Annotated in this window: 16 protein-coding genes; 7 read left to right on the top strand and 9 right to left on the bottom strand. The window is 70.6% G+C overall.

What is annotated here, in order from left to right; translation table 11 throughout:
- Positions 1-24 precede the first annotated feature (24 nt).
- A complete protein-coding gene (pheA, locus tag ACX114_RS14685) occupies positions 25-1164 on the top strand; it encodes a prephenate dehydratase (RefSeq protein WP_459298620.1) in 1140 nt (379 codons plus the stop codon).
- On the top strand, positions 1157-1990 hold the full coding sequence (locus ACX114_RS14680) for a prephenate dehydratase (RefSeq protein ID WP_459298618.1): 834 nt from the start codon (positions 1157-1159) through the stop codon (positions 1988-1990). Before pheA ends, ACX114_RS14680 begins: the two co-directional genes overlap by 8 nt.
- Here ACX114_RS14680 and ACX114_RS14675 read toward each other — a convergent pair.
- Positions 1980-3116, bottom strand: coding sequence for a 3-deoxy-7-phosphoheptulonate synthase (locus ACX114_RS14675; protein ID WP_459298616.1), 1137 nt, complete (start codon positions 3114-3116; stop codon positions 1980-1982). The two genes, ACX114_RS14680 and ACX114_RS14675, sit on opposite strands and share 11 nt — an antisense overlap.
- 95 nt (positions 3117-3211) lie before the next feature.
- Positions 3212-3778, bottom strand: a complete 567-nt coding sequence (locus ACX114_RS14670) for a tetratricopeptide repeat protein (RefSeq protein ID WP_459298614.1) — start codon at positions 3776-3778, stop codon at positions 3212-3214.
- A gap of 262 nt (positions 3779-4040) precedes the next feature.
- Between ACX114_RS14670 and ACX114_RS14665 the strand changes: the two genes are divergently transcribed.
- On the top strand, positions 4041-5648 hold the full coding sequence (locus ACX114_RS14665; protein ID WP_459298612.1) for a cation:proton antiporter: 1608 nt from the start codon (positions 4041-4043) through the stop codon (positions 5646-5648).
- A gap of 3 nt (positions 5649-5651) precedes the next feature.
- On the opposite strand, the gene ACX114_RS14660 is transcribed toward ACX114_RS14665, so the two are convergent.
- The 4 genes from ACX114_RS14660 to ACX114_RS14645 all read right to left on the bottom strand — a co-directional run bounded on the left by ACX114_RS14660 (position 5652) and on the right by ACX114_RS14645 (position 9769).
- Positions 5652-6455, bottom strand: coding sequence for an NAD-dependent epimerase/dehydratase family protein (locus ACX114_RS14660; protein ID WP_459298610.1), 804 nt, complete (start codon positions 6453-6455; stop codon positions 5652-5654).
- Positions 6456-6711: 256 nt separating this feature from the next.
- Complete coding sequence (locus ACX114_RS14655) at positions 6712-8370, bottom strand: sigma 54-interacting transcriptional regulator (RefSeq protein WP_459298608.1); 1659 nt, start codon at positions 8368-8370, stop codon at positions 6712-6714.
- Between the two features lie 46 nt (positions 8371-8416).
- Entirely contained in the window at positions 8417-9370 is a 954-nt protein-coding gene (locus ACX114_RS14650) for a GGDEF domain-containing protein (protein ID WP_459298606.1), read from the bottom strand.
- 120 nt (positions 9371-9490) lie between these two features.
- Complete coding sequence (locus tag ACX114_RS14645; RefSeq protein ID WP_459298605.1) at positions 9491-9769, bottom strand: glutaredoxin family protein; 279 nt, start codon at positions 9767-9769, stop codon at positions 9491-9493.
- A 21-nt stretch (positions 9770-9790) separates the two neighbouring features.
- On the opposite strand from ACX114_RS14645, the gene ACX114_RS14640 reads away from it, so the two are divergent.
- Positions 9791-10984 carry a DUF4388 domain-containing protein gene (locus ACX114_RS14640; protein WP_459298603.1) on the top strand — a complete coding sequence of 398 codons (1194 nt, stop codon included), beginning with the start codon at positions 9791-9793 and terminating at the stop codon, positions 10982-10984.
- Positions 10985-10994: 10 nt separating this feature from the next.
- Here ACX114_RS14640 and ACX114_RS14635 read toward each other — a convergent pair whose 3' ends face one another.
- Entirely contained in the window at positions 10995-12620 is a 1626-nt protein-coding gene (locus ACX114_RS14635) for a penicillin-binding transpeptidase domain-containing protein (protein ID WP_459298601.1), read from the bottom strand.
- A 174-nt stretch (positions 12621-12794) separates the two neighbouring features.
- Here ACX114_RS14635 and ACX114_RS14630 point away from each other — a divergent pair, with 174 nt between their 5' ends.
- Together ACX114_RS14630 and ACX114_RS14625 are read left to right on the top strand one after the other, a co-directional pair.
- Entirely contained in the window at positions 12795-13658 is an 864-nt protein-coding gene (locus ACX114_RS14630) for an ABC transporter permease (protein ID WP_459298599.1), read from the top strand.
- On the top strand, positions 13655-14566 hold the full coding sequence (locus ACX114_RS14625) for an ABC transporter ATP-binding protein (RefSeq protein ID WP_459298597.1): 912 nt from the start codon (positions 13655-13657) through the stop codon (positions 14564-14566). The genes ACX114_RS14630 and ACX114_RS14625 overlap by 4 nt, the downstream gene beginning before the upstream one ends.
- Before the next feature lie 19 nt (positions 14567-14585).
- Here the strand turns inward: ACX114_RS14625 and ACX114_RS14620 are convergent, their stop codons facing one another.
- Positions 14586-14816, bottom strand: a complete 231-nt coding sequence (locus ACX114_RS14620) for a sulfurtransferase TusA family protein (protein ID WP_459298595.1) — start codon at positions 14814-14816, stop codon at positions 14586-14588.
- A 244-nt stretch (positions 14817-15060) separates the two neighbouring features.
- On the opposite strand from ACX114_RS14620, the gene ACX114_RS14615 reads away from it, so the two are divergent.
- Positions 15061-17016, top strand: a complete 1956-nt coding sequence (locus tag ACX114_RS14615; RefSeq protein ID WP_459298593.1) for a DsbA family protein — start codon at positions 15061-15063, stop codon at positions 17014-17016.
- Between the two features lie 89 nt (positions 17017-17105).
- On the opposite strand, the gene ACX114_RS14610 is transcribed toward ACX114_RS14615, so the two are convergent.
- On the bottom strand, positions 17106-17492 hold the full coding sequence (locus tag ACX114_RS14610; RefSeq protein ID WP_459298591.1) for a RidA family protein: 387 nt from the start codon (positions 17490-17492) through the stop codon (positions 17106-17108).
- Positions 17493-17498: the final 6 nt, after the last annotated feature.

The raw sequence follows: 17498 nt of genomic DNA, 5'->3' as shown, positions 1-17498 counted from the left end.
GACGCGAGTTGTTATGTTCCGGGCATGGCGGACATCCCCTCCCTGGAGACCCTGCGGACCCAAATCGAACGCATCGACGAGGACATCCTCGATGCGCTCCAGCGGCGCATGGCCCTGGCCGACGACGTGGCGCGCGCCAAGCTGGTAACGGCCTGGCCCTTCCGGGACCCGCAACGCGAGGACCTGCTCCTGCGCAAGCTGCGCGGCCGGGCGGCCGAGCGCGGCCTGGATCCGCACGAAGTGGAGCGTCTCTACCGCGTCATCCTGGACATGTCCGTGGCCCGGCAGCAGGCCCTGGTCACCCGCCTGGACACCACGCCCCTGCGCGTGGGGTACCTGGGCGTCGAGGGCTCCTACAGCCACCTGGCCGCACGCCAGCGCTACGGACACCGGCCGGGCGGCGTGCTCCTCACCGGCTTCGACACCGCCCGCCAGGCCGTGGAGGCCCTCAAGCAGAGCGAGCAGGACGTGCTCCTGCTGCCCATCGAGAACACCACCGCCGGCAGCATGAATGAGACGTACGACGTGCTCGCCGCGGGCGACGGCGTCATCACCGGCGAGGTGGTGAGCCAGGTGGACCACCGGCTGCTGGGCGTGAAGGGCGCGAAGCTGGAGGACCTGCGCGAGGTGATGTCCCATCCGCAGGCCCTGGCGCAGTGCGAGGACTTCCTGCGCACGCACGTGCCCTGGGCCCGCGCCGTGCCGGGACCGGACACCGCCATCGCCGCGCAAATGGTCGCGGACCGCAACGACACGACCGTGGCCGCCATCGCCAGCGAGTCCGCGGCGGGCCGCTTCGGGCTCGTGGTGCTCGCCAGCGACCTACAGCCCGGCTCGGACTTCACGCGCTTCGTGGAGGTGTCGCGCCAGCCCACGCCGCTCGCGCCGGACGTGCCGTGCAAGACGTCGCTGCTGGTGGTGCTGGAGCACCGCCCGGGCGCGCTGGGCCAGGTGCTCCAGCGGCTCACGCAGCGCGGGGTGAACCTCTCCAAGCTGGAGTCGCGCCCCATCCCGGGCGCGCCATGGAAGTACCGCTTCTACCTGGACGTGGAGGGCCACGCCGCGTCCGCCGCGGTGACGGCGGCATTGGAGGACCTGCGCCCGCTCACGTCGTCGCTGCGCGTGCTGGGCACCTATCCGCGCGCGGAGCCCATCGATGGCTGACGCCGCCCCACGCCGCATCGCCTTTCAAGGTGAGCGCGGCGCGTACGGCGACGAAGCCACGGGCGCCCTCTTCGGCGCCTCCGTGACGCGCATTCCCTGCCCCACCTTCCGCGCCGTCTTCGAGGCCGTGGCCGAAGGCACGGTGGACGGCGGCGTGGTGCCCATGGAGAGCGCGCTCGCGGGCCCCGTGGCGGAGGTGGTGGATCTGCTCCTGGAATTCACGCCGACCCTCTCCGGCGAGCTGCGCCTGCCCGTGCGTCACTGCCTGCTCGCACCGCCGGGCCGCACGCTGGAGGGCCTCACGCGCGCGCTGTCCCATCCGCAGGCGCTGGCGCAGTGCGGAGGCTGGCTTCGGAAGCACCACCTGCACCCCGTGCCCGAGGCGAACACCGCCGTGGCGGCGCGGCGCGTGGCGGAGGAATCACTGGAGGGCACGGCGGCCATCGCCAGCCGGACGGCGGCGGAGCTCTACGGGCTCACCGTGCTGGCGGAGGGCATCGCGGACTCGCCGGACAACGCCACGCGCTTCCTCGCGGTGGGCCCGGCCGTGCCGCCGAATCTGGGGGCGCGGTGGAAGACGTCCCTGGTGCTCACGCTCGACAACGGCCCTGGCGCGCTCGCGGGCGTGCTCACGGCCTTCGCCGCGCATGGCGTGAACGTCGCGCGGCTGGAGTCGAGGCCCGGCGGCGTCCGCGCCTGGGACTACCGCTGGTGCCTGGACGTGGAGGGCGCCGTGGATTCCGCGCCCGTGAAGGCGGCCCTGGCGGAAGCCCGGAGCGCCTGCACGTCGCTCCGGGTGCTGGGCAGCTACGCGCTCAGCGACTGATGGCCTTCGCCTGGGCGGAGGCCTGCGTCCCGTCGCCGTTGCGCACGGCCTCCGTGTACGCGGTGCGCACGATGTTCGTGTAGCGCTGGAGCGCGGCCAGCTGCTCCAGGCGCAGCGCCTGCGGCCCGTCGCACAGCGCCTTCTCCGGCGTCGGGTGGAAGTCCACCAGCACCATGGACGCGCCCGCGATGAGGCCCTGGCCAATGGCGTGGAAGATGTCCGGCAGCCCGTCCGGCGGGGCCTCCGCGCGGCCAATCGCGTGCGAGGGGTCCACGCACACCGGCATGCGGGTGAGGCGGCGCACCACCGGCACGTGCGCGAAGTCCACCATGTTGCGGTGCGGGTCACCCAGGTGCGTCTTCACGCCGCGGAGGCAGAAGACGATCTTGGGGTTGCCCTCGCTCGCCACGTACTCGCACGCGTTGAGGGACTCCTCCAGCGTGATGCCCATGCCGCGCTTGAAGAGCACCGGGAAGGTGCGCTGCTGGCCAATCACCTTGAGCAGCTCGAAGTTCTGCGCGTTGCGCGTGCCCACCTGGAGCATCACGCCCGTGGGCGCCCCCGACTTCTTCAGCGCGTCGTTGATCTCGTCGATGTGGCGCGGGTGCGTCACCTCCATCGCGATGACCTTGATGCCGTGCTTGCCCGCGGAGTCGAACACCCAGGGCAGGCACTTCGCGCCCAGGCCCTGGAACTCATACGGGTTGGTGCGCGGCTTGTACGCGCCCATGCGCGTGGTGGTGATGCCGCAGCGAGCGAGCGCCGCCATCATCGCGTCCACGCTCTCCAGCGAATCCACCGCGCACAGGCCGGCGAAGAGGTTCACCGAGTTGTCGCCGAAGCTGACGCCGTTGTAGTCGAAGCCCGCCGTGGTGCGCTGGCCACCGTGCCGGCCGATGATGCGGTACTTCTGCGAGACGCGGACCACCTGGCGCACGCCGGGCAGCTGCTGGAACGGCTCCAGCGGCACCTGCGCGGTGGAGCCCAGGAGGTACAGCTCCGTGATGGTGGACTCGGCGCCCTGGACCACGTGGGCACGCGGGGTGACGCCCTCGTACTGCGAAGCGAGTTGGAGGACGGCGTTCACGACGGATTCCGGGGAATCCGGCTCGAGCATCACGATCATGCGAAGGGTTCTCCTGGGTGGGGGGCCGCTTCGGCATTCAACACCGGCAACCCGCCCTTTCCCTCCGCTTTTGTAAAAATTTGATGGGAGCGGCCTCAGGAGGAGGCGGGGCGCAGCCGGGTCGCCAGCTGGGTGTAGTGCTCCTGCTGGGTAGGGTCGCCCAGGTGCTCCCACACGTCCGCCAGGGCCTTGGCCGCCTCCACGTAGGCGGGCGACAGCTCCAGGGCCAGTTCGAAGACCTGACGGGCCAGCCGGTAACGGGCCTTGTCCGGCCGCCGGCCCTGGGTCAGCAGCGTGTTACCCAGGTGGTAGACCTCGATGGCGGCGGCCTCGCGGTAGCCGGGGGTGGGGTTGAGTTGAACCGCCCGGTGCATCAGGAGGGAGGCGGCCTCCGGTTCGCCCAGCTCCAGCTGGCAGAGCGCGGCCTCGCGGTGGGGGTCCGCCGCGGAGGGGTCCAGCTCGATGGCGCGCTGGAAGCCCTTGAGGGCCTCCTCGGTGCGCCCCAACTGCTTGAGGGCGAAGGCCTTCGCGGTGAGCGCGGGGAAGTGGCGTGGATCCACGGCGAGGACCTGATCGAACGACTGGACCGCGGCCTCGTGGTTGCCGGCCATGGAGCGGTGGACGCCCTCGTTGAACGACGCCAACAGCAACGACCTGGACATCTTCGGTTCCCCCATGGGACGGAGTTCGCAAGGCCGCGCGCTTCACGTGGCCCGAAAGCGCAAGCCTGTCACCGGGGGCCCACGCCTCGCAAAGGTGCGCCCCTTTTCCGGCTGATGGCACCCATCGCGTTCGGCTGATGACGCAGGCGGCCTCCGGCGGGACGCAGGTTTCCGCCGTCCGGAATTCGCCACTGTTCCCCGCGGGCCCTCCTGCGCTACGTCGCCGGCAGGAGTCCCGGGTGGACTTCTTCGCGAGGTCTTCATGCTGGTGTTCGAGATCGTCATCGCGCTCTTGCTGGGCGGCGCGGGACTGGCGGCGCTGTCCCGGCGGCTCGGCACGCCCTACCCCGCGCTGGTGGCGCTCGCCGGCGCGGTGCTGGCGCTCGTGCCGGGCAGCCCGGAGCTGGTGCTGGATCCGGAGCTGGCGCTCACCCTGTTCGTCGCGCCGGTGCTGCTGGACGCGGCGTTCGACGCGTCTCCCCGCGACTTGCGCGCGAACTGGCGGCCGGTGGCGAGCCTGGCCTTGGGGGCGGTGGTGCTCACGGTCATCGCCGTCGCGGTGGCGGTGAGGTGGATGGTGCCGTCGATGCCCTGGGCCGCGGCCATCGCGCTGGGCGCCATCGTCGCGCCGCCGGACGCGGCTGCGGCCACGGCGGTGCTGAAGCAGCTCAAGCCTCCGCACCGGCTGATGGTCATCCTGGAGGGCGAGAGCCTCTTCAACGACGCGAGCGCCCTGCTCATCTACCGGCTCGCGCTGGGGGCCGTGGCCGCGGGCGGCGTGCTGGGCTGGAGCGCGGTGCCCACGCTGCTCGTCGTCACGGTGGCCAGCGTGCTCCTGGGCGTGGTGCTGTCGCGGGTGAGCCTGCGCATCAACGCCAGCGTCGAGGACGTGTCCACGGCGGTCATCACCCAGTTCGGCAGCACGTTCGCGGTGTGGATCCTCGCGGAGCGGCTGCACCTGTCCGGCATCCTGACGACGGTGGTCTACGCGATGACCATCTCCCGCACGGCCTCCACGATGACGCCCGCGCGGATCCGCATCCCGTCCTATGCCGTCTGGGAGGTGGCGACGTTCGTGTTGAACGTGCTGGCCTTCGTGCTCGTGGGCTTCCAGTTGAAGGGCATCGTCGCGCGCTTCGACCGGGAGACGTGGCTGGAGTACGCGGCCATCGCGGCGGTGGTGACGGTCGCGGCCATCCTCGCGCGCATCGCCTGGGTGATGGGGGCGGCGGCGTTCAACCGCTGGCGGCAGCGCAAGTCGAAGTCCAGCGCCGTCACGCTCTCCCCGAGCGCGGCCGTGCTGGTGGGCTGGTGCGGGATGCGAGGCATCGTGACGCTCGCGGCGGCGCTGGCGCTGCCCACGGGGCATGACGGGGTCGCGGCCTTCCCCTACCGGGACCTCATCCTCTTCACATCGTTCTCCGTGGTGCTGGGGACGCTCGTGGTGCAGGGCATGACGCTCAAGCCCCTGATGACGCGGCTGAAGCTGGACGACGACGGCGAGGTGGACCACGAGGTGCGGCTCGCGCGGGTGGAGACGCTGCGCGCGGGGCTGGAGGCCACGCAGGATTCGCCGGGCACGGAGATGGCGACCCTGGTTCGCCGCCGGTACGAGCTGCAACTGCGGCGCGCGCGCCAGCTCCTGGACGAGCACGCGCTCGTGGGCGCCGCGAGCCCCAGCGCTCCCTGGGGCCCACCCACCGCGGACGCGGGGATGGTGCGCGCCGCGATGGCCGCGAGCCGGAAGAAGCTGGTGGAGCTCCGGGCCACCGGCACCATCGGGGACGCGGCGTTCCAGCAGGTGGAGCAGGAGCTGGACTGGTCGGAGCTCGACCTGCAACAGCTCCTCCGGGCGGAGTCACCCGAGTAGTGCTCAGCCGCGCGCTTCCTCCTCCATGGCGGCGAGGAACCCGGTGGTGAAGTCCGGGTAGCGCGGCGTCCAGCCCAGGGCCTCCAGCTTCGCGGCGCTGATGGCGCGGTCGCCGCGCAGGGATTCATGGAGGGACTCGAAGGGCACGCGCGGCGGCATGGGGAGGCCCAGCTGCTGACAGAGATAGGAGGCCGTCTCCTCCTGCGTCGCGGGCCGGCGGTCGGCCACGCAGTACACCTCGCCGGGCGCGCCGCGTTCGAGCACCACGCGCACCGCGTCCACCAGGTCATCCACGTGGATGCGAGACAGGCGTCCCCCGCCCGACTCCGGGATGCGCAGCGTGCCCGCCTTCAAGCGTCCGGACGTGCCGCGCCCCGGGCCGTAGATGCCCGCGATGCGCATGACGCTCGCACCGAGGGGCAGGAAGACGTCCTCCGCCTCCAGGCGCGCGCGGGAGACCGGGGAGGTCCGGTCGACCGGCGTGGACTCGTCCACGTGTCCGCGAGCGGAGCCATAGACGCCGGTGGACGACAGGTAGACGAGCCGCGAGGGCCGCGAGCGGGACAGGGCCTCCGCGAAGCGGGCATCCAGTCCGGCGTCCGGAGGAACGGAGTCCACGACGTGCGCGCCCGCTGCCCGTGACAGCGCGTCGTCAATGGACACCACGCGGACACCCGCGCCCTCCAGCACCGAGCGGCGAGCGGCATCCCGGGTCGTGGCCAGGACCTCCCGGCCCGCGCGGGCCTCCGCCACCGCGAAGCGCGTGAGCGTGAAACCACAGCCAAGCAGGAGGAGCGGAGCGGTCATGGCCTCCGCGATACCGGGCAACGCCCGCTCCGCGCAAGGCCCGGCGCGAAAGTGAACGGCCCTCCTCCCGTCATCCGGAAGAAGGGCCGTCACCTCACGTCGTCAGTCGCGGCTCAGAACTCCGCGCTCGCGCGGGTCGAAGAGGCCGTACTCCTCGCGTCTTCAACCCTGCCCCAGATGTGCGACGCCACTCTCCGCGTTCGCGGGTCGATGATGCCGCACTCCCAGGTCTTCCATCGCGCCCCAGGCGCGCGGCTCAGAACTCCGCGCTGGCGCGAGGGTCGATGATGCCGCACTCCTTGATCTTGTAGAGCAGCGCCTTGTAGCTGATGCGCAGCTTGCCCGCCGCGCGGCGCTTGTTCCACGCGGTGCGCTGGAGCATCGCGAGGATGGCCTCGCGCTCCGCGAGCATCGCCGCGCGCTTGCCAATGTCCTTGAGCGACAGCTCCCCGGCCGGAGGCGGCGGGGGCGGAGGCTGCGGCGCATCGAACGGGTTCGCGTAGCGCTGCGGCGCCACGGCGTTGAACGGCGTGGCCTCCGCCACCGGGACCGGCGTCAGCGCGCCGCGCGCGGGCATCTCCAGCACCTGCACCCCCGAGCCCGACGCCACCGAGGACACGGACGGCGGAGCCGCGAAGACGCGGGCGGACTCATCCACGTGGCGCGACGGAGGCGGGATGAAGTCGTCCCCACCGCCGAACGACGTGGGCAGCGACGGGGCGCTCGCCGGAGCACGGCCACCGGCGTGGATCTCATCCAGCACCAGGGTCGGGTCCTTCAGCACGCACAGCCGGCGGACCATGTTCTCCAGCTCGCGCACGTTGCCCGGCCACTCGTAGTCGCTGAACGCGTGGAGCACCTCGGACGGCAGCTCGGACACGTTCGTCATGAAGCCCCGGCCGTACTTCTTGAGGAAGTGGTCGGTGAGCGGCACCACGTCCTCGCGGCGCTCGCGAAGGGGCGGCAGGCGGATGGCCACCACGTTGAGGCGGTAGTACAGGTCCTCGCGGAAGTTGCCGAGCGCGATCTCCTTCTCCAGGTCGCGGTTCGTCGCCACCACCACGCGGCTGTCCACGCGGACGCTCTTCTTGCCGCCGACGCGGAAGAACTCCTCGTCCTGCAACACCTGGAGCAGCTTCGCCTGGAGGCGGATGGCCATCTCGCCAATCTCGTCCAGGAAGATGGTGCCCTGATCCGCCAGCTCGAACTTGCCCGGCTTCTCCGCCGTGGCGCCCGTGAAGGCGCCGCGCTCGTGGCCGAACAGCTCGCTCTCCAGCAGCTCACCCGGCAGCGCCGCGCAGTTCACCTTGATGAACGGCCGGCCATGGCGCTGGCTGCGCGCGTGGATCTCGCGGGCAATCACTTCCTTGCCCGTACCGGACTCACCCAAGAGCAGCACCGGCACGTCCGTGTCCGCGATGCGCTCCACCAGCGCACGCGCGCGGCGCATGGCCGGCGACGTGGAGATGAGCACGCGGGCCTCGGCCGCGGCCTCCGCGGGCGTCAGCACCACGCGGGGCGCGGGCGCGGTCGCCTGACGCTCCGGCACGCGGGTCCCCAGGGCGCGCGCGAGCACGTCCTGCAGCTCGTCGTTGCCAAAGGGCTTCGCCAGATAGTCGGAAGCGCCCATCTTCAGCGCGCGCACCGCATCGTCCGCGCCCGACAGCGCGCTCAACACGATGACCGGCGCCGTGCCGCCCGTGCTCCGGTAGCGGCGCAGCACCTCCAGACCACTCATCTCCGGCATCACCACGTCCAGCAGCACCGCGTCGAACGAGCCACCGGAGAGCATCTCCAGCGCCTGCGAACCGCTCGACGCACAGCGCACCTGGTAGCCCGAGCTGCCCAGCAGCTCGGACAGGAACGTGCGCACCGACTCCTCGTCATCCACCACCAGCACCGCGATCCGATCCATCCCCACGCCTCCGCTCGCCCTGTGCATCAAACCCTCGTGAACTGAATCAAACCGACATCAGACGGGCTGGACCGGCTGCCCGCCGAAGCTCGCGTGTACGCCTCAAGGTCTGCAGTGCCGCGCCCAAGAGCTGGGTGGGAGCCCCCACCGTGTCCGGGAAGCTCACCGCCCCCAGCTCCAGCGCCGTGCGCACCACGCGACCCTCCATCTGGAACCGGGCGGCCTCGAACCGGGCCTCCACCCGCGCCAGCACCTCCGGCACCGCCTCCGCGGGCGTGCCCGGCAGCAGCATGGCGAACTGACTGTCGCCCACCCGCGCCACCGCGTCGGCCTCGCGCACCGTCTGCCCCAGCACCACCGCGCTGTAGACGAGCAGCCGCTCCGCCATGCTCTTGCCGTGCTCCTTGCGAAGCGCGCTCCACCCCGTCACCTCCGCCGCCACCACCGAGAATGTCCCGCCGTAGCGCTCCGTCCGGCGCGCCTCCAGCCCGATGAGGGCCAAGAGGAAGGGCCGGTTGTAGAGCCCCGTCACCGGGTCATGCAGCGCCAGCGCCGTGCCGGCCTCCTCACCCGTGGCCGCGCGCTCCACCGACTGCTTGAGCCGCATCTGCGCGTGCAGCTTCATGGACAGCTCCGCGCCATCCACCGTGCGCGGCACCACGTCCACGCACTGCCCCTTCTCCACGCAGAAGCGCCACGCGTCCCGGTCGTGCGAATCCACCAAGTACATCATCGGCACCGTGCCCTTGCCCACCTGGCGCAGGCGCCGAGCCGTCTGGATGGCCGCGAAGTCCGGCGGCTGCGCGGCCAGCAGCACCGCGTCCGGGCGGATCACCTCGAACAGGGGCACCGCCGCGTCGAAGCGCGTCAGGGGCACCACGCGGAACCCGGACTCCCCCAGCAGCGCCCGGGTGCGCTCCAGGTCCTCCGCGCGAGGCTCCACCAGCAACACCGTGGGAGGCTGGCCCGACTTTCCCGCTCGCTTGCGCTTCACACCCACCGCCGTGCCCTCCCTTCCAGCATTTTCTTCCCCACCACCCTGCCCGCCTGCCCAGATTTACAGCCCCGCTACTTTCGCGCCCTACGTATCCCCTTGGATTTCTTAGGGAAGGGCACTTCGTTACCCATCCTGGCCCACGGTTTTAGCAATGGGTATGCCATTCATCACCTCGCGGATCCGGACTTCCAGGGTCTCCGCGTCGACGCGGTGCTTGAAGGCGGGCACCCCGTCGATGAGGACCACGGGGATGTCGTAACGCCACGCCTCGAAGAGGTCCGGGCTCTGGAGGATGTCGGTGACGTAGAGCTCGAACGGCAGCCGGGCCTGCACTTCGACGACCACGGCGAGGGCCTTCTCACAGAGGGAACACCGGGGTTTCGAGTAGATATCGACTCGCATGCGTTGCAGGATGGGCGCTCGATGCGCGGCGTGTGTGGTGATTTTTCGACGATGCCCCTCAAGGACCTGGTCGTCCACCTCGGGAATCGCCGGGCCACCGGCACCCTGAACGTGGAGCGGGGAGACGTGCGCAAGCAGCTCCTCTTGCGCGACGGCAGCGTCATCACCGCCAGCTCCAACCAGCCCCGCGAGTACTTCGGCCAGTTCCTGATCAACCAGGGCCACCTGACGGAAGATCAGTTGGAGCGCGCGTTCTCCACGCAGGCGGAGACGCACATCCTGCTGGGGAAGATCCTGATCATGACCGGCACGGTGTCGGAGACCACCGTGCGCACGGTGCTCTCCCACAAGTTCCGGGAGATGCTCCTGGATGCCTTCACCTGGGAGGAAGGCGGCTTCGACTTCCGCCCCACCGACGTCGCGCCGGAGCTGGAGGGTCTGGACGTCAGCGTGGACCTGCTGGACGTGCACCGCGAGGGCGAGTTCCGCGAGACGGCATGGCAGGCCATCCGCGCGGTGTTCCCCTCCGGCCGCGTGCGCCTGGAGGTGGACGAGCGCAAGCTGACGGACCGCAAGGCCGGCAGCATGGACGAGCGCATCGTGCAGCTCGCGAAGGAAGGCCTCAGCATCGACGGCATGGCGCTGGCGCTGCACGCCACCGACTTCTTCCTGTACCAGCGGCTGTACGCGCTCTACCGCCAGGACGCGCTGCGCGTGTCGGACGAAGCGCCCCTGCCCTCCCCGGAGCCCGGCGCGCACACCGTCGTCGTGGTGGAGGAGGACGAGGACGACCTGGACTCGGGCGGCGTCATCGGCTCCGAGTCCTCCTCCGACGAGGTGCTCCAGGCCGCCCAGCTCTTCCTGGACGCGGGCAACCTGCGCGACGGCGAGGCGCTGGCCCGGCGCGCGCACGAAATCGCGCCCACCGAGCACACCCAGAAGCTGCTGCGCGACGCGGAGGGCCGGCTGCTCACGGAGCTGCGCAAGGCGCTGATGGAGCCGTCGCGGGTGCCGGCGCTGATGGTGACGCCCGCGCACCTGAAGACGCTGCCCCTCACGTCACCGGAGCGCTACCTGCTGTCGCGCATCGACGGGCGGCGGGACGTGGCCGCCATCGTGCACGTGTCGCCCCTCCAGGAGCTGGAGGCGCTGAAGTTCTTCCAGGGCTTCGTGGACACGGGGCTGGTGAAGCTCACCGCGCGTCCGCTGTCCTGACGTCCGCGCCTCAGTGCTTGCCGGCGGCGCCCGCGGGGGCCGTCACCTCCACCGGCGCGGGGATGCGCTCCAGCGCCAGGCGCAGGGCCTCGCGGCCGAGGTACGAGCCGCGGATGCGCCACTTCGGGTCGTTCACGATGAGGGCGGCCACGGCCACGCGCGGGTTGTCCTTGGGCGCGAAGCCCACGAACCACGAGTAGTCGCGGAAGGGCTCGCGGTCCGCGAGCGTGCCCGTCTTGCCCACCGCGTCCTTCACCTGGAAGCCGCGCTCGCGGAAGACGCCGCGCGCGGTGCCGTGGGTGACGGTCTCCTCCAGCATCCGCGTGAGCTCATGGGCGGCGGTGGGCGTGAGCACGGGCTCCGGCTCCGGCAGGGGCATGAAGGGCTCCGGCTCCACCAGCACGGGGTCCACCCAGCGGCCCTCGTTGGCGGCCACGGACGCCAGCAGCGCGCCGTGCAGCGGGGACAGGTACACGTCACCGAAGCCCGCGCCGGTGTTGGCGAGCGCGAAGCCGTCCTCCGGGATGTACGCGAGCGACACGTCCAGCGGCTGGGCAAAGGGGATCTCGCGGTTGAAGCGCAGGCGCGCCGCCATGCGCTTGAGGGAGTCCGCGGTCAGGTGCTTGCTGGTCATCTTGGCGAAGATGACGTTGGCGCTCTTGCCCATGGCCAGCGCCAGCGAATAGCAGGCGCCGTCGCGCTCGGTGTCCTCCAGCTGCCGCTCGTTGAGGCGCCGCTTGCCGCCGTGGAAGCACGCCTCGGTGTCGGGCGACACGCCGGCCTCCAGGAGCGCGCTGCCGGTGACGATCTTGAAGATGCTCGCGGCCGGGTACACCGCGCGGATGGGCAGCCCGCGCAGCTCCGGCTTCGCCTCCGAGTGCTCCGCCATCGCGAGGACGCGGCCGGTGGAGGGCTCCAGCACCACCGCGGCGCCGTAGGGCACCTGGTAGTTCTGCATGATCTTCGTGAGGGACGCCTGGAGGCCGGGGTCGATGGTGAGCACCTGATCCGGCGCGCTCTTGCCGCCCTTCACCACCAGCTTGTTGCCCTCCAGCTTCGCGCGGGCCACCAGGTCCTGCGCGCGCGGCAGGCCCTGGAGCTTGCCGAACGGCGGAGCCTTCTCCCGCGAGGGCACCGGCATCGGAGGCACCATCCCGGGCTCCAGCGCGGCGGTGTCCTTCGCGGCCAGCGCCTCCGCCAGCGCGCGGGCATCCACGGGACGCGTGTCCGGGCCCTGCACGGCGGGAGCCGCCTCAGCCCCCGCTCCCGAGGCCTGCGCCGCAGCGGTCCCGCTCGACGCGGGAGCGGCGGCCGAACCCGAAGCCTGCGCCGCGGCAGCCCCGCTCGGCGCGGGCTCGGTCGGAGCGCCCGGCGCCTTCGCGACGCTCGCGGAGGTCCCCGCGTCCGGCGAAGCCACCTGGGCGCGCTGCTCGGCCTCCACCTTCTCCACCAGCGCGCGGGCGCCCACGGGGCCGGCGTCCGTCCCCAGGGCGCTCACCGACTGCGCCAGGGCCTGGGCATCCGACGGGGCGGCGGGTGACGGCGCGGTGTTCGCGTCCGGCCCGGGCGCGGAGGCACCCAGGAGCAGCGTGAGGGGGAACAGCGGCAGGGCGGCGAGGAGGCGGCGCATCGTCATTCTTCGGGGCTCTCCTTGGGGGGACAGGGAGCAGGCCGCCGGATCCTAGTCGCTGAGGGCGCGCTGTCCACGGCTTGCCTCCTCGACTGCTGCCTTCGTCCGCCAGAAACCTGGGAAGGTGCTCGGAGGTCCAGTAGGGTCCTGTGCACCTTGGACGGACTCAAAGAGACATTGGTGATCTGGGGAGCCGAGCTGCGCCGGGCCGTGAAGAGCGGCCGGGCCATCGTGCTGCTCGGCCTCTACAGCATGTTCTCCGCGCTGGTGCTGCTCATGGTGGGCTTCGTCACCCGGGGTCTGCAGGCCCAGGTGAACGCGAAGCTCACCGAGAGCGGCGGGGACCCGGAGATGGTCAAGCAGGCCGCGGCGGAGATGCAACGCGGGGTGCTGGGCTTCCTCGCCGACAACGACGCCGCGATGGTGGAGGCCCTGGCGCAGGTGCCCATCGTGGTGCTCATCGTCTTCAAGCTCAGCCTCTTCTTCCTGCCCGCCTACATCGCCCTGATGGGCTTCGACCAGGTGAGCGGCGAAGTGGGTCCGCGCTCCATGCGCTACCTCACGGTCCGCGCACGCCGCTCGTCGGTGCTCCTGGGCAAGTTCCTCTCCCAGGCCACGCTGCTGGTGGGGCTGGTGCTGATCATCGACCTGGCCATCTTCATCTACGCGCGCATCATCAACGACGACTTCGCCTTCGGCGTGCTGGTGCTCAACCTCCTGAAGTTCTGGAGCGCCACCATCGTCTACTCGCTGGCGTACGTATCCCTCACCACCCTGTGCTCCAGCCTCTTCCGCCTCCCCGCGGTGAGCCTCGTCTTCAACTTCATCCTGCTCTTCGCCTTCTGGCTGATGGACTCCGTGGGGCGCTCCGTGAGCGAGCAGAACGTGCTGCGCTTCCTGCGCTACCTGTCCCCGTCGTTCTATTCGGGCAACCTGCTGCACCCGCGGCTCTCCGAGTTCGCCACGAGCGGCGCGGCCTACGCCGCCTTCGCGGCCGTCTTCCTCTTCGGCGCCTATGGCGTCCTGCGCACGAGGGACCTGTGAGCGATCTGGCCATCCAGCTGAACAACGTCTCCAAGCACTTCGGCCCCAAGGTCGCCGTCAAGGCGGTGAGCCTCCAGGTCCAGCAGGGCGACGTCTTCGGTCTCATCGGCCCCAACGGCGCCGGCAAGACGACGACGTTCTCCATGATGTGCGGCTACCTCTACCCGTCCGAGGGCTCGCTCCAGGTGATGGGCGTGTCCCCCACCACGCCCGGCGCCCTCAAGGGTCGCGTGGGCGCGCTGCCCCAGGACGCGGTGCTGCCTTCCGGCTGGGAGGTGGGCGCGCTGCTCATGTACTGGGCCCGCCTGTCGGACCTGCCCCAGCCGGAACACGAGGCCCGCGGCGCCCTGGAGAAGGTGGGCCTGATGGAGGCCTGGAAGGTCCAGACGCAGGCGCTCAGCCACGGCATGGCCAAGCGCGCCGCCATGGCCCAGGCCCTGATGGGCCGCCCGCCGCTCGTCCTCCTGGACGAGCCCACCGCCGGCCTGGATCCGCGCATCGCCGCGCAGGTGCGTCAGGTCATCAAGGACATGAAGGGCACGCAGACGGTGGTCGTCTCCAGCCACAACCTCCAGGAGCTGGAGGAGCTGTGCGACGCGGCCGCCATCCTCGACAAGGGCACGCTCGCCCAGGCCGGCACCATGTCGGAGCTGACCGGCCAGGGCGCCGAGTTCCGTGTCCAGATCGCCCGGGGCGACGTCATCATCCCCGAAATCACCTCCATGCCTGGCGTCACCGACGCGCGCATGGAGGGCCCGGACGTGCTGCGCGTGCGCTTCGACGGCCAGGCCCACAAAGCCGAGGAGGTCATCAGCCGCACCGTCGGCCACCTCCTCCAGCACCAGGTGCTCATCCTCGGCGTCAGCCGCGGCCGCCGCCTGGAGGACCGCGTCCTTCAACTGCTGTAGGCCCGCGCCCCACGGACGCTCACCCCGCCTTGCGCACCCAGCCCACATAGTGGGTGCCCCGGCGCTCCATGCGGACCAGCTCGTTGCCCGTCGCATCGCACCAGGCGGGCAGGTCCGCTTCCAGCCCACGGTCGGTGGAGATGAGCTCCACCAGCGTCCCGGGCGCAAGGCGCCGCATCGCCTTGGCGATCTCCAGGATGGGCACCGGGCAGAGGGCCCCGGACGTATCCACGCGCACACCGGCTTCCATGGCCGCGCATCCTGTCACGAAAGATTGGCTGCCAAAGTGACACGACACGCGCGCTGAGAGGGAATTTTGGTGTCCCCAGCGTCGTTGTCCGCCCCTTCGAGGCCTCTGGATATCGGGCGGACGCAGGCGGTCATCGCGGCTTGCGTGTCTGGAATTCCCTCTGTTAAGTACCCCGCCCTTTCCCTACCCAGACACCCGCTTGGGGCCCGGAGTCGGACCTATGGCGCAGGAGCATTCCCAACCCATGAAGCCCAATGTCATCGTGGCCTTGCTGGTCGGCCTGGTGCTCGGGTTCGTTGGCGGCCGTGCCGCCACCGGCTCGAAAACCACCACCGGTAATACGCCGTCCGTCGCGCAGGGTGCGAACAAGCCCGCGCGCGCCGTGGACCCCACCGTCTTCAAGGTGCCCGTCGACGGCGCCCCCACGAAGGGCAGCGTCAACGCGCTCGTCACCATCGTGGAGTTCTCCGACTACGAGTGCCCGTTCTGCAGCCGCGCGCACAACACCGTCGAGCAGCTCCAGAAGGACTACGGCAACAAGCTGCGCGTCGTGATGCGCCAGAACCCGCTGTCCTTCCACCCGCACGCCCGTCCCGCGGCCCTCGCGGCGCTCGCGGCCGGTGAGCAGGGCAAGTACTGGGACATGCACAACCTGCTCTTCGCCAACAACAAGAAGCTGGATGGCGAGAGCCTGGAGGGCTACGCCAAGCAGATCGGCCTGGACGTCGCCAAGTGGAAGGCGGACATGGCGGATGAGCGCCTGGGCGCCACCATCGACAAGGATCAGGCCCTGGCCCAGCAGATGGGCGCCAGCGGCACGCCGGCCTTCTTCATCAACGGCCGCTTCCTCTCCGGCGCGCAGCCCATCGACAACTTCAAGGCCCTCATCGACGAGGAGCTCGCCAAGGCCGAGGGCCTGGTGAAGAGCGGCGTCGCGCCGTCGCAGGTGTACGCGCGCATCATCGAGAAGGGCGTCGAGCGCGCCCCCTCCCGCCCCTCCCAGCCGCAGGCGGAGCCCCCCGCCGCCGCGAAGAAGATCGAGATCCCCGCGGACTCCCCCTCCTTCGGCCCGGCCACCGCGAAGGTGACCATCGTCGAGTGGTCGGACTTCGAGTGCCCGTTCTGCAGCCGCGCGGTGCCGACGCTCAACAAGATCAAGGAGACCTACGGCAAGGACGTGCGCGTGGTGTTCCGTCACCAGCCGCTGCCCATGCACTCGCACGCGAAGATCGCGGCCGCCGCCTCCATGGCCGCCCACGAGCAGGGCAAGTTCTGGGAGATGCACGACAAGCTCTTCGCCAACCAGCGCGCCCTGGAGCGCGGTGACCTGGAGAAGTACGCGCAGGAGCTGGGCCTGGACATGAACAAGTTCAAGGCCGCCCTGGAGTCGAGCAAGATCTCCGCGAAGGTGGAGGCGGACTCCTCCGCCGGCATGGCGGTGGGCGCCAACGGCACCCCGGCCTTCTTCATCAACGGCCGCTTCCTCTCCGGCGCGCAGCCCTTCGAGGCCTTCAAGCCCCTCATCGACCAGGAGATCGCCAAGGCCGACAAGGCGCTCGCCGCCGGCACCAAGGCGGAGGACCTCTACGCCAAGCTGAACCAGGACAACGTGAACGCCGTTCCGGCCGCCCCCGCGGCGCCCGCCGAGCCGGCCGTGCAGAAGGTGGAAGTGGGCAACGCCCCGGTGCGCGGTCCGAAGAACGCGCCTGTCACCATCGTCGCCTGGTCCGACTTCGAGTGCCCCTTCTGCAGCCGCGCCGTGCCGACGCTCGAGCAGGTGGAGAAGGTCTACAAGGGCAAGGTCAAGATCGCCTTCAAGCACCAGCCCCTGCCCTTCCACCAGAACGCGAAGCTCGCCGCCGTGGCCTCCATGGCCGCGAACGAGCAGGGCAAGTTCTGGGAGATGCACGACAAGCTCTTCGCCAACCAGCGCGCGCTGGACCGCGCCAGCCTGGAGAAGTACGCCGAGGAGCTGAAGCTCAACGTGCCCAAGTTCAAGGCGGACCTGGACTCCGGCAAGTTCGACAAGCAGATCGAGGCGGACATGGCGGACGGCTCCGCCAAGGGCGCCAACGGCACCCCGACGTTCTTCATCAACGGCCGCACGCTGGTGGGTGCGCAGCCCTTCGAGGCCTTCAAGAAGGTCATCGACGAGGAGCTGAAGAAGGCCGGCGTGGCGATGGCGGCGGAAGCGAAGTAGCCCTCCCCCGCTCCTGAAGCACCAAGGCCGTCGGCTCCCACAGCGGGAACCGGCGGCCTTCGTGTTTCCAGCGAGTCCCGCGTGCGGCGTCAGGAGACGGCGATGGCGTCGATCTCCACCTTGGAGCCGCGCGGCAGCGCGGACACCTGCACGGTGGCGCGGGCCGGCGGAGCGCCCGAGAAGGCGCGGCCGTACACCTCGTTCACCTTGGCGAAGTCGCCCAGGTCGGTGAGGAAGATGGTGCAGCGCACGACGTGGCTGAAGTCCAGGCCGCTGGCGGCGAGCACGGCCTGCAGGTTCTTCATCACCTGCTCGGCCTGCGCGACGACGTCACCGGTGACCATCTCCATCGTCTTCGGATCCAGGGGAATCTGGCCGGACAGGAACGTCATCTTCCCGGCGTCCACCTGCACGGCCTGGGAGTAGGGGCCAATCGCCTTGGGGGCGTCGTCGGAGTGGATTGCCTTGCGCGCCATGCAGCA

It is taken from the genome of Corallococcus sp. M7, from assembly GCF_054512695.1.
This window is presented reverse-complemented; position numbering and strand designations above follow the sequence as displayed.

What these genes read in the sequence shown, in the direction of transcription:
- ACX114_RS14655 (WP_459298608.1), bottom strand. Translation starts at nt 8,370, where the DNA reads ATGGATCGGATCGCGGTGCTGGTGGTGGATGACGAGGAGTCGGTGCGC.
- ACX114_RS14635 (WP_459298601.1), bottom strand. Translation starts at nt 12,620, where the DNA reads ATGACGATGCGCCGCCTCCTCGCCGCCCTGCCGCTGTTCCCCCTCACG.
- ACX114_RS14675 (WP_459298616.1), bottom strand. Translation starts at nt 3,116, where the DNA reads ATGATCGTGATGCTCGAGCCGGATTCCCCGGAATCCGTCGTGAACGCC.
- ACX114_RS14680 (WP_459298618.1), top strand. Translation starts at nt 1,157, where the DNA reads ATGGCTGACGCCGCCCCACGCCGCATCGCCTTTCAAGGTGAGCGCGGC.
- ACX114_RS14660 (WP_459298610.1), bottom strand. Translation starts at nt 6,455, where the DNA reads ATGACCGCTCCGCTCCTCCTGCTTGGCTGTGGTTTCACGCTCACGCGC.
- ACX114_RS14640 (WP_459298603.1), top strand. Translation starts at nt 9,791, where the DNA reads ATGCGCGGCGTGTGTGGTGATTTTTCGACGATGCCCCTCAAGGACCTG.
- ACX114_RS14670 (WP_459298614.1), bottom strand. Translation starts at nt 3,778, where the DNA reads ATGTCCAGGTCGTTGCTGTTGGCGTCGTTCAACGAGGGCGTCCACCGC.
- pheA (WP_459298620.1), top strand. Translation starts at nt 25, where the DNA reads ATGGCGGACATCCCCTCCCTGGAGACCCTGCGGACCCAAATCGAACGC.
- ACX114_RS14610 (WP_459298591.1), bottom strand. Translation starts at nt 17,492, where the DNA reads ATGGCGCGCAAGGCAATCCACTCCGACGACGCCCCCAAGGCGATTGGC.
- ACX114_RS14615 (WP_459298593.1), top strand. Translation starts at nt 15,061, where the DNA reads ATGAAGCCCAATGTCATCGTGGCCTTGCTGGTCGGCCTGGTGCTCGGG.
- ACX114_RS14645 (WP_459298605.1), bottom strand. Translation starts at nt 9,769, where the DNA reads ATGCGAGTCGATATCTACTCGAAACCCCGGTGTTCCCTCTGTGAGAAG.
- ACX114_RS14620 (WP_459298595.1), bottom strand. Translation starts at nt 14,816, where the DNA reads ATGGAAGCCGGTGTGCGCGTGGATACGTCCGGGGCCCTCTGCCCGGTG.
- ACX114_RS14665 (WP_459298612.1), top strand. Translation starts at nt 4,041, where the DNA reads ATGCTGGTGTTCGAGATCGTCATCGCGCTCTTGCTGGGCGGCGCGGGA.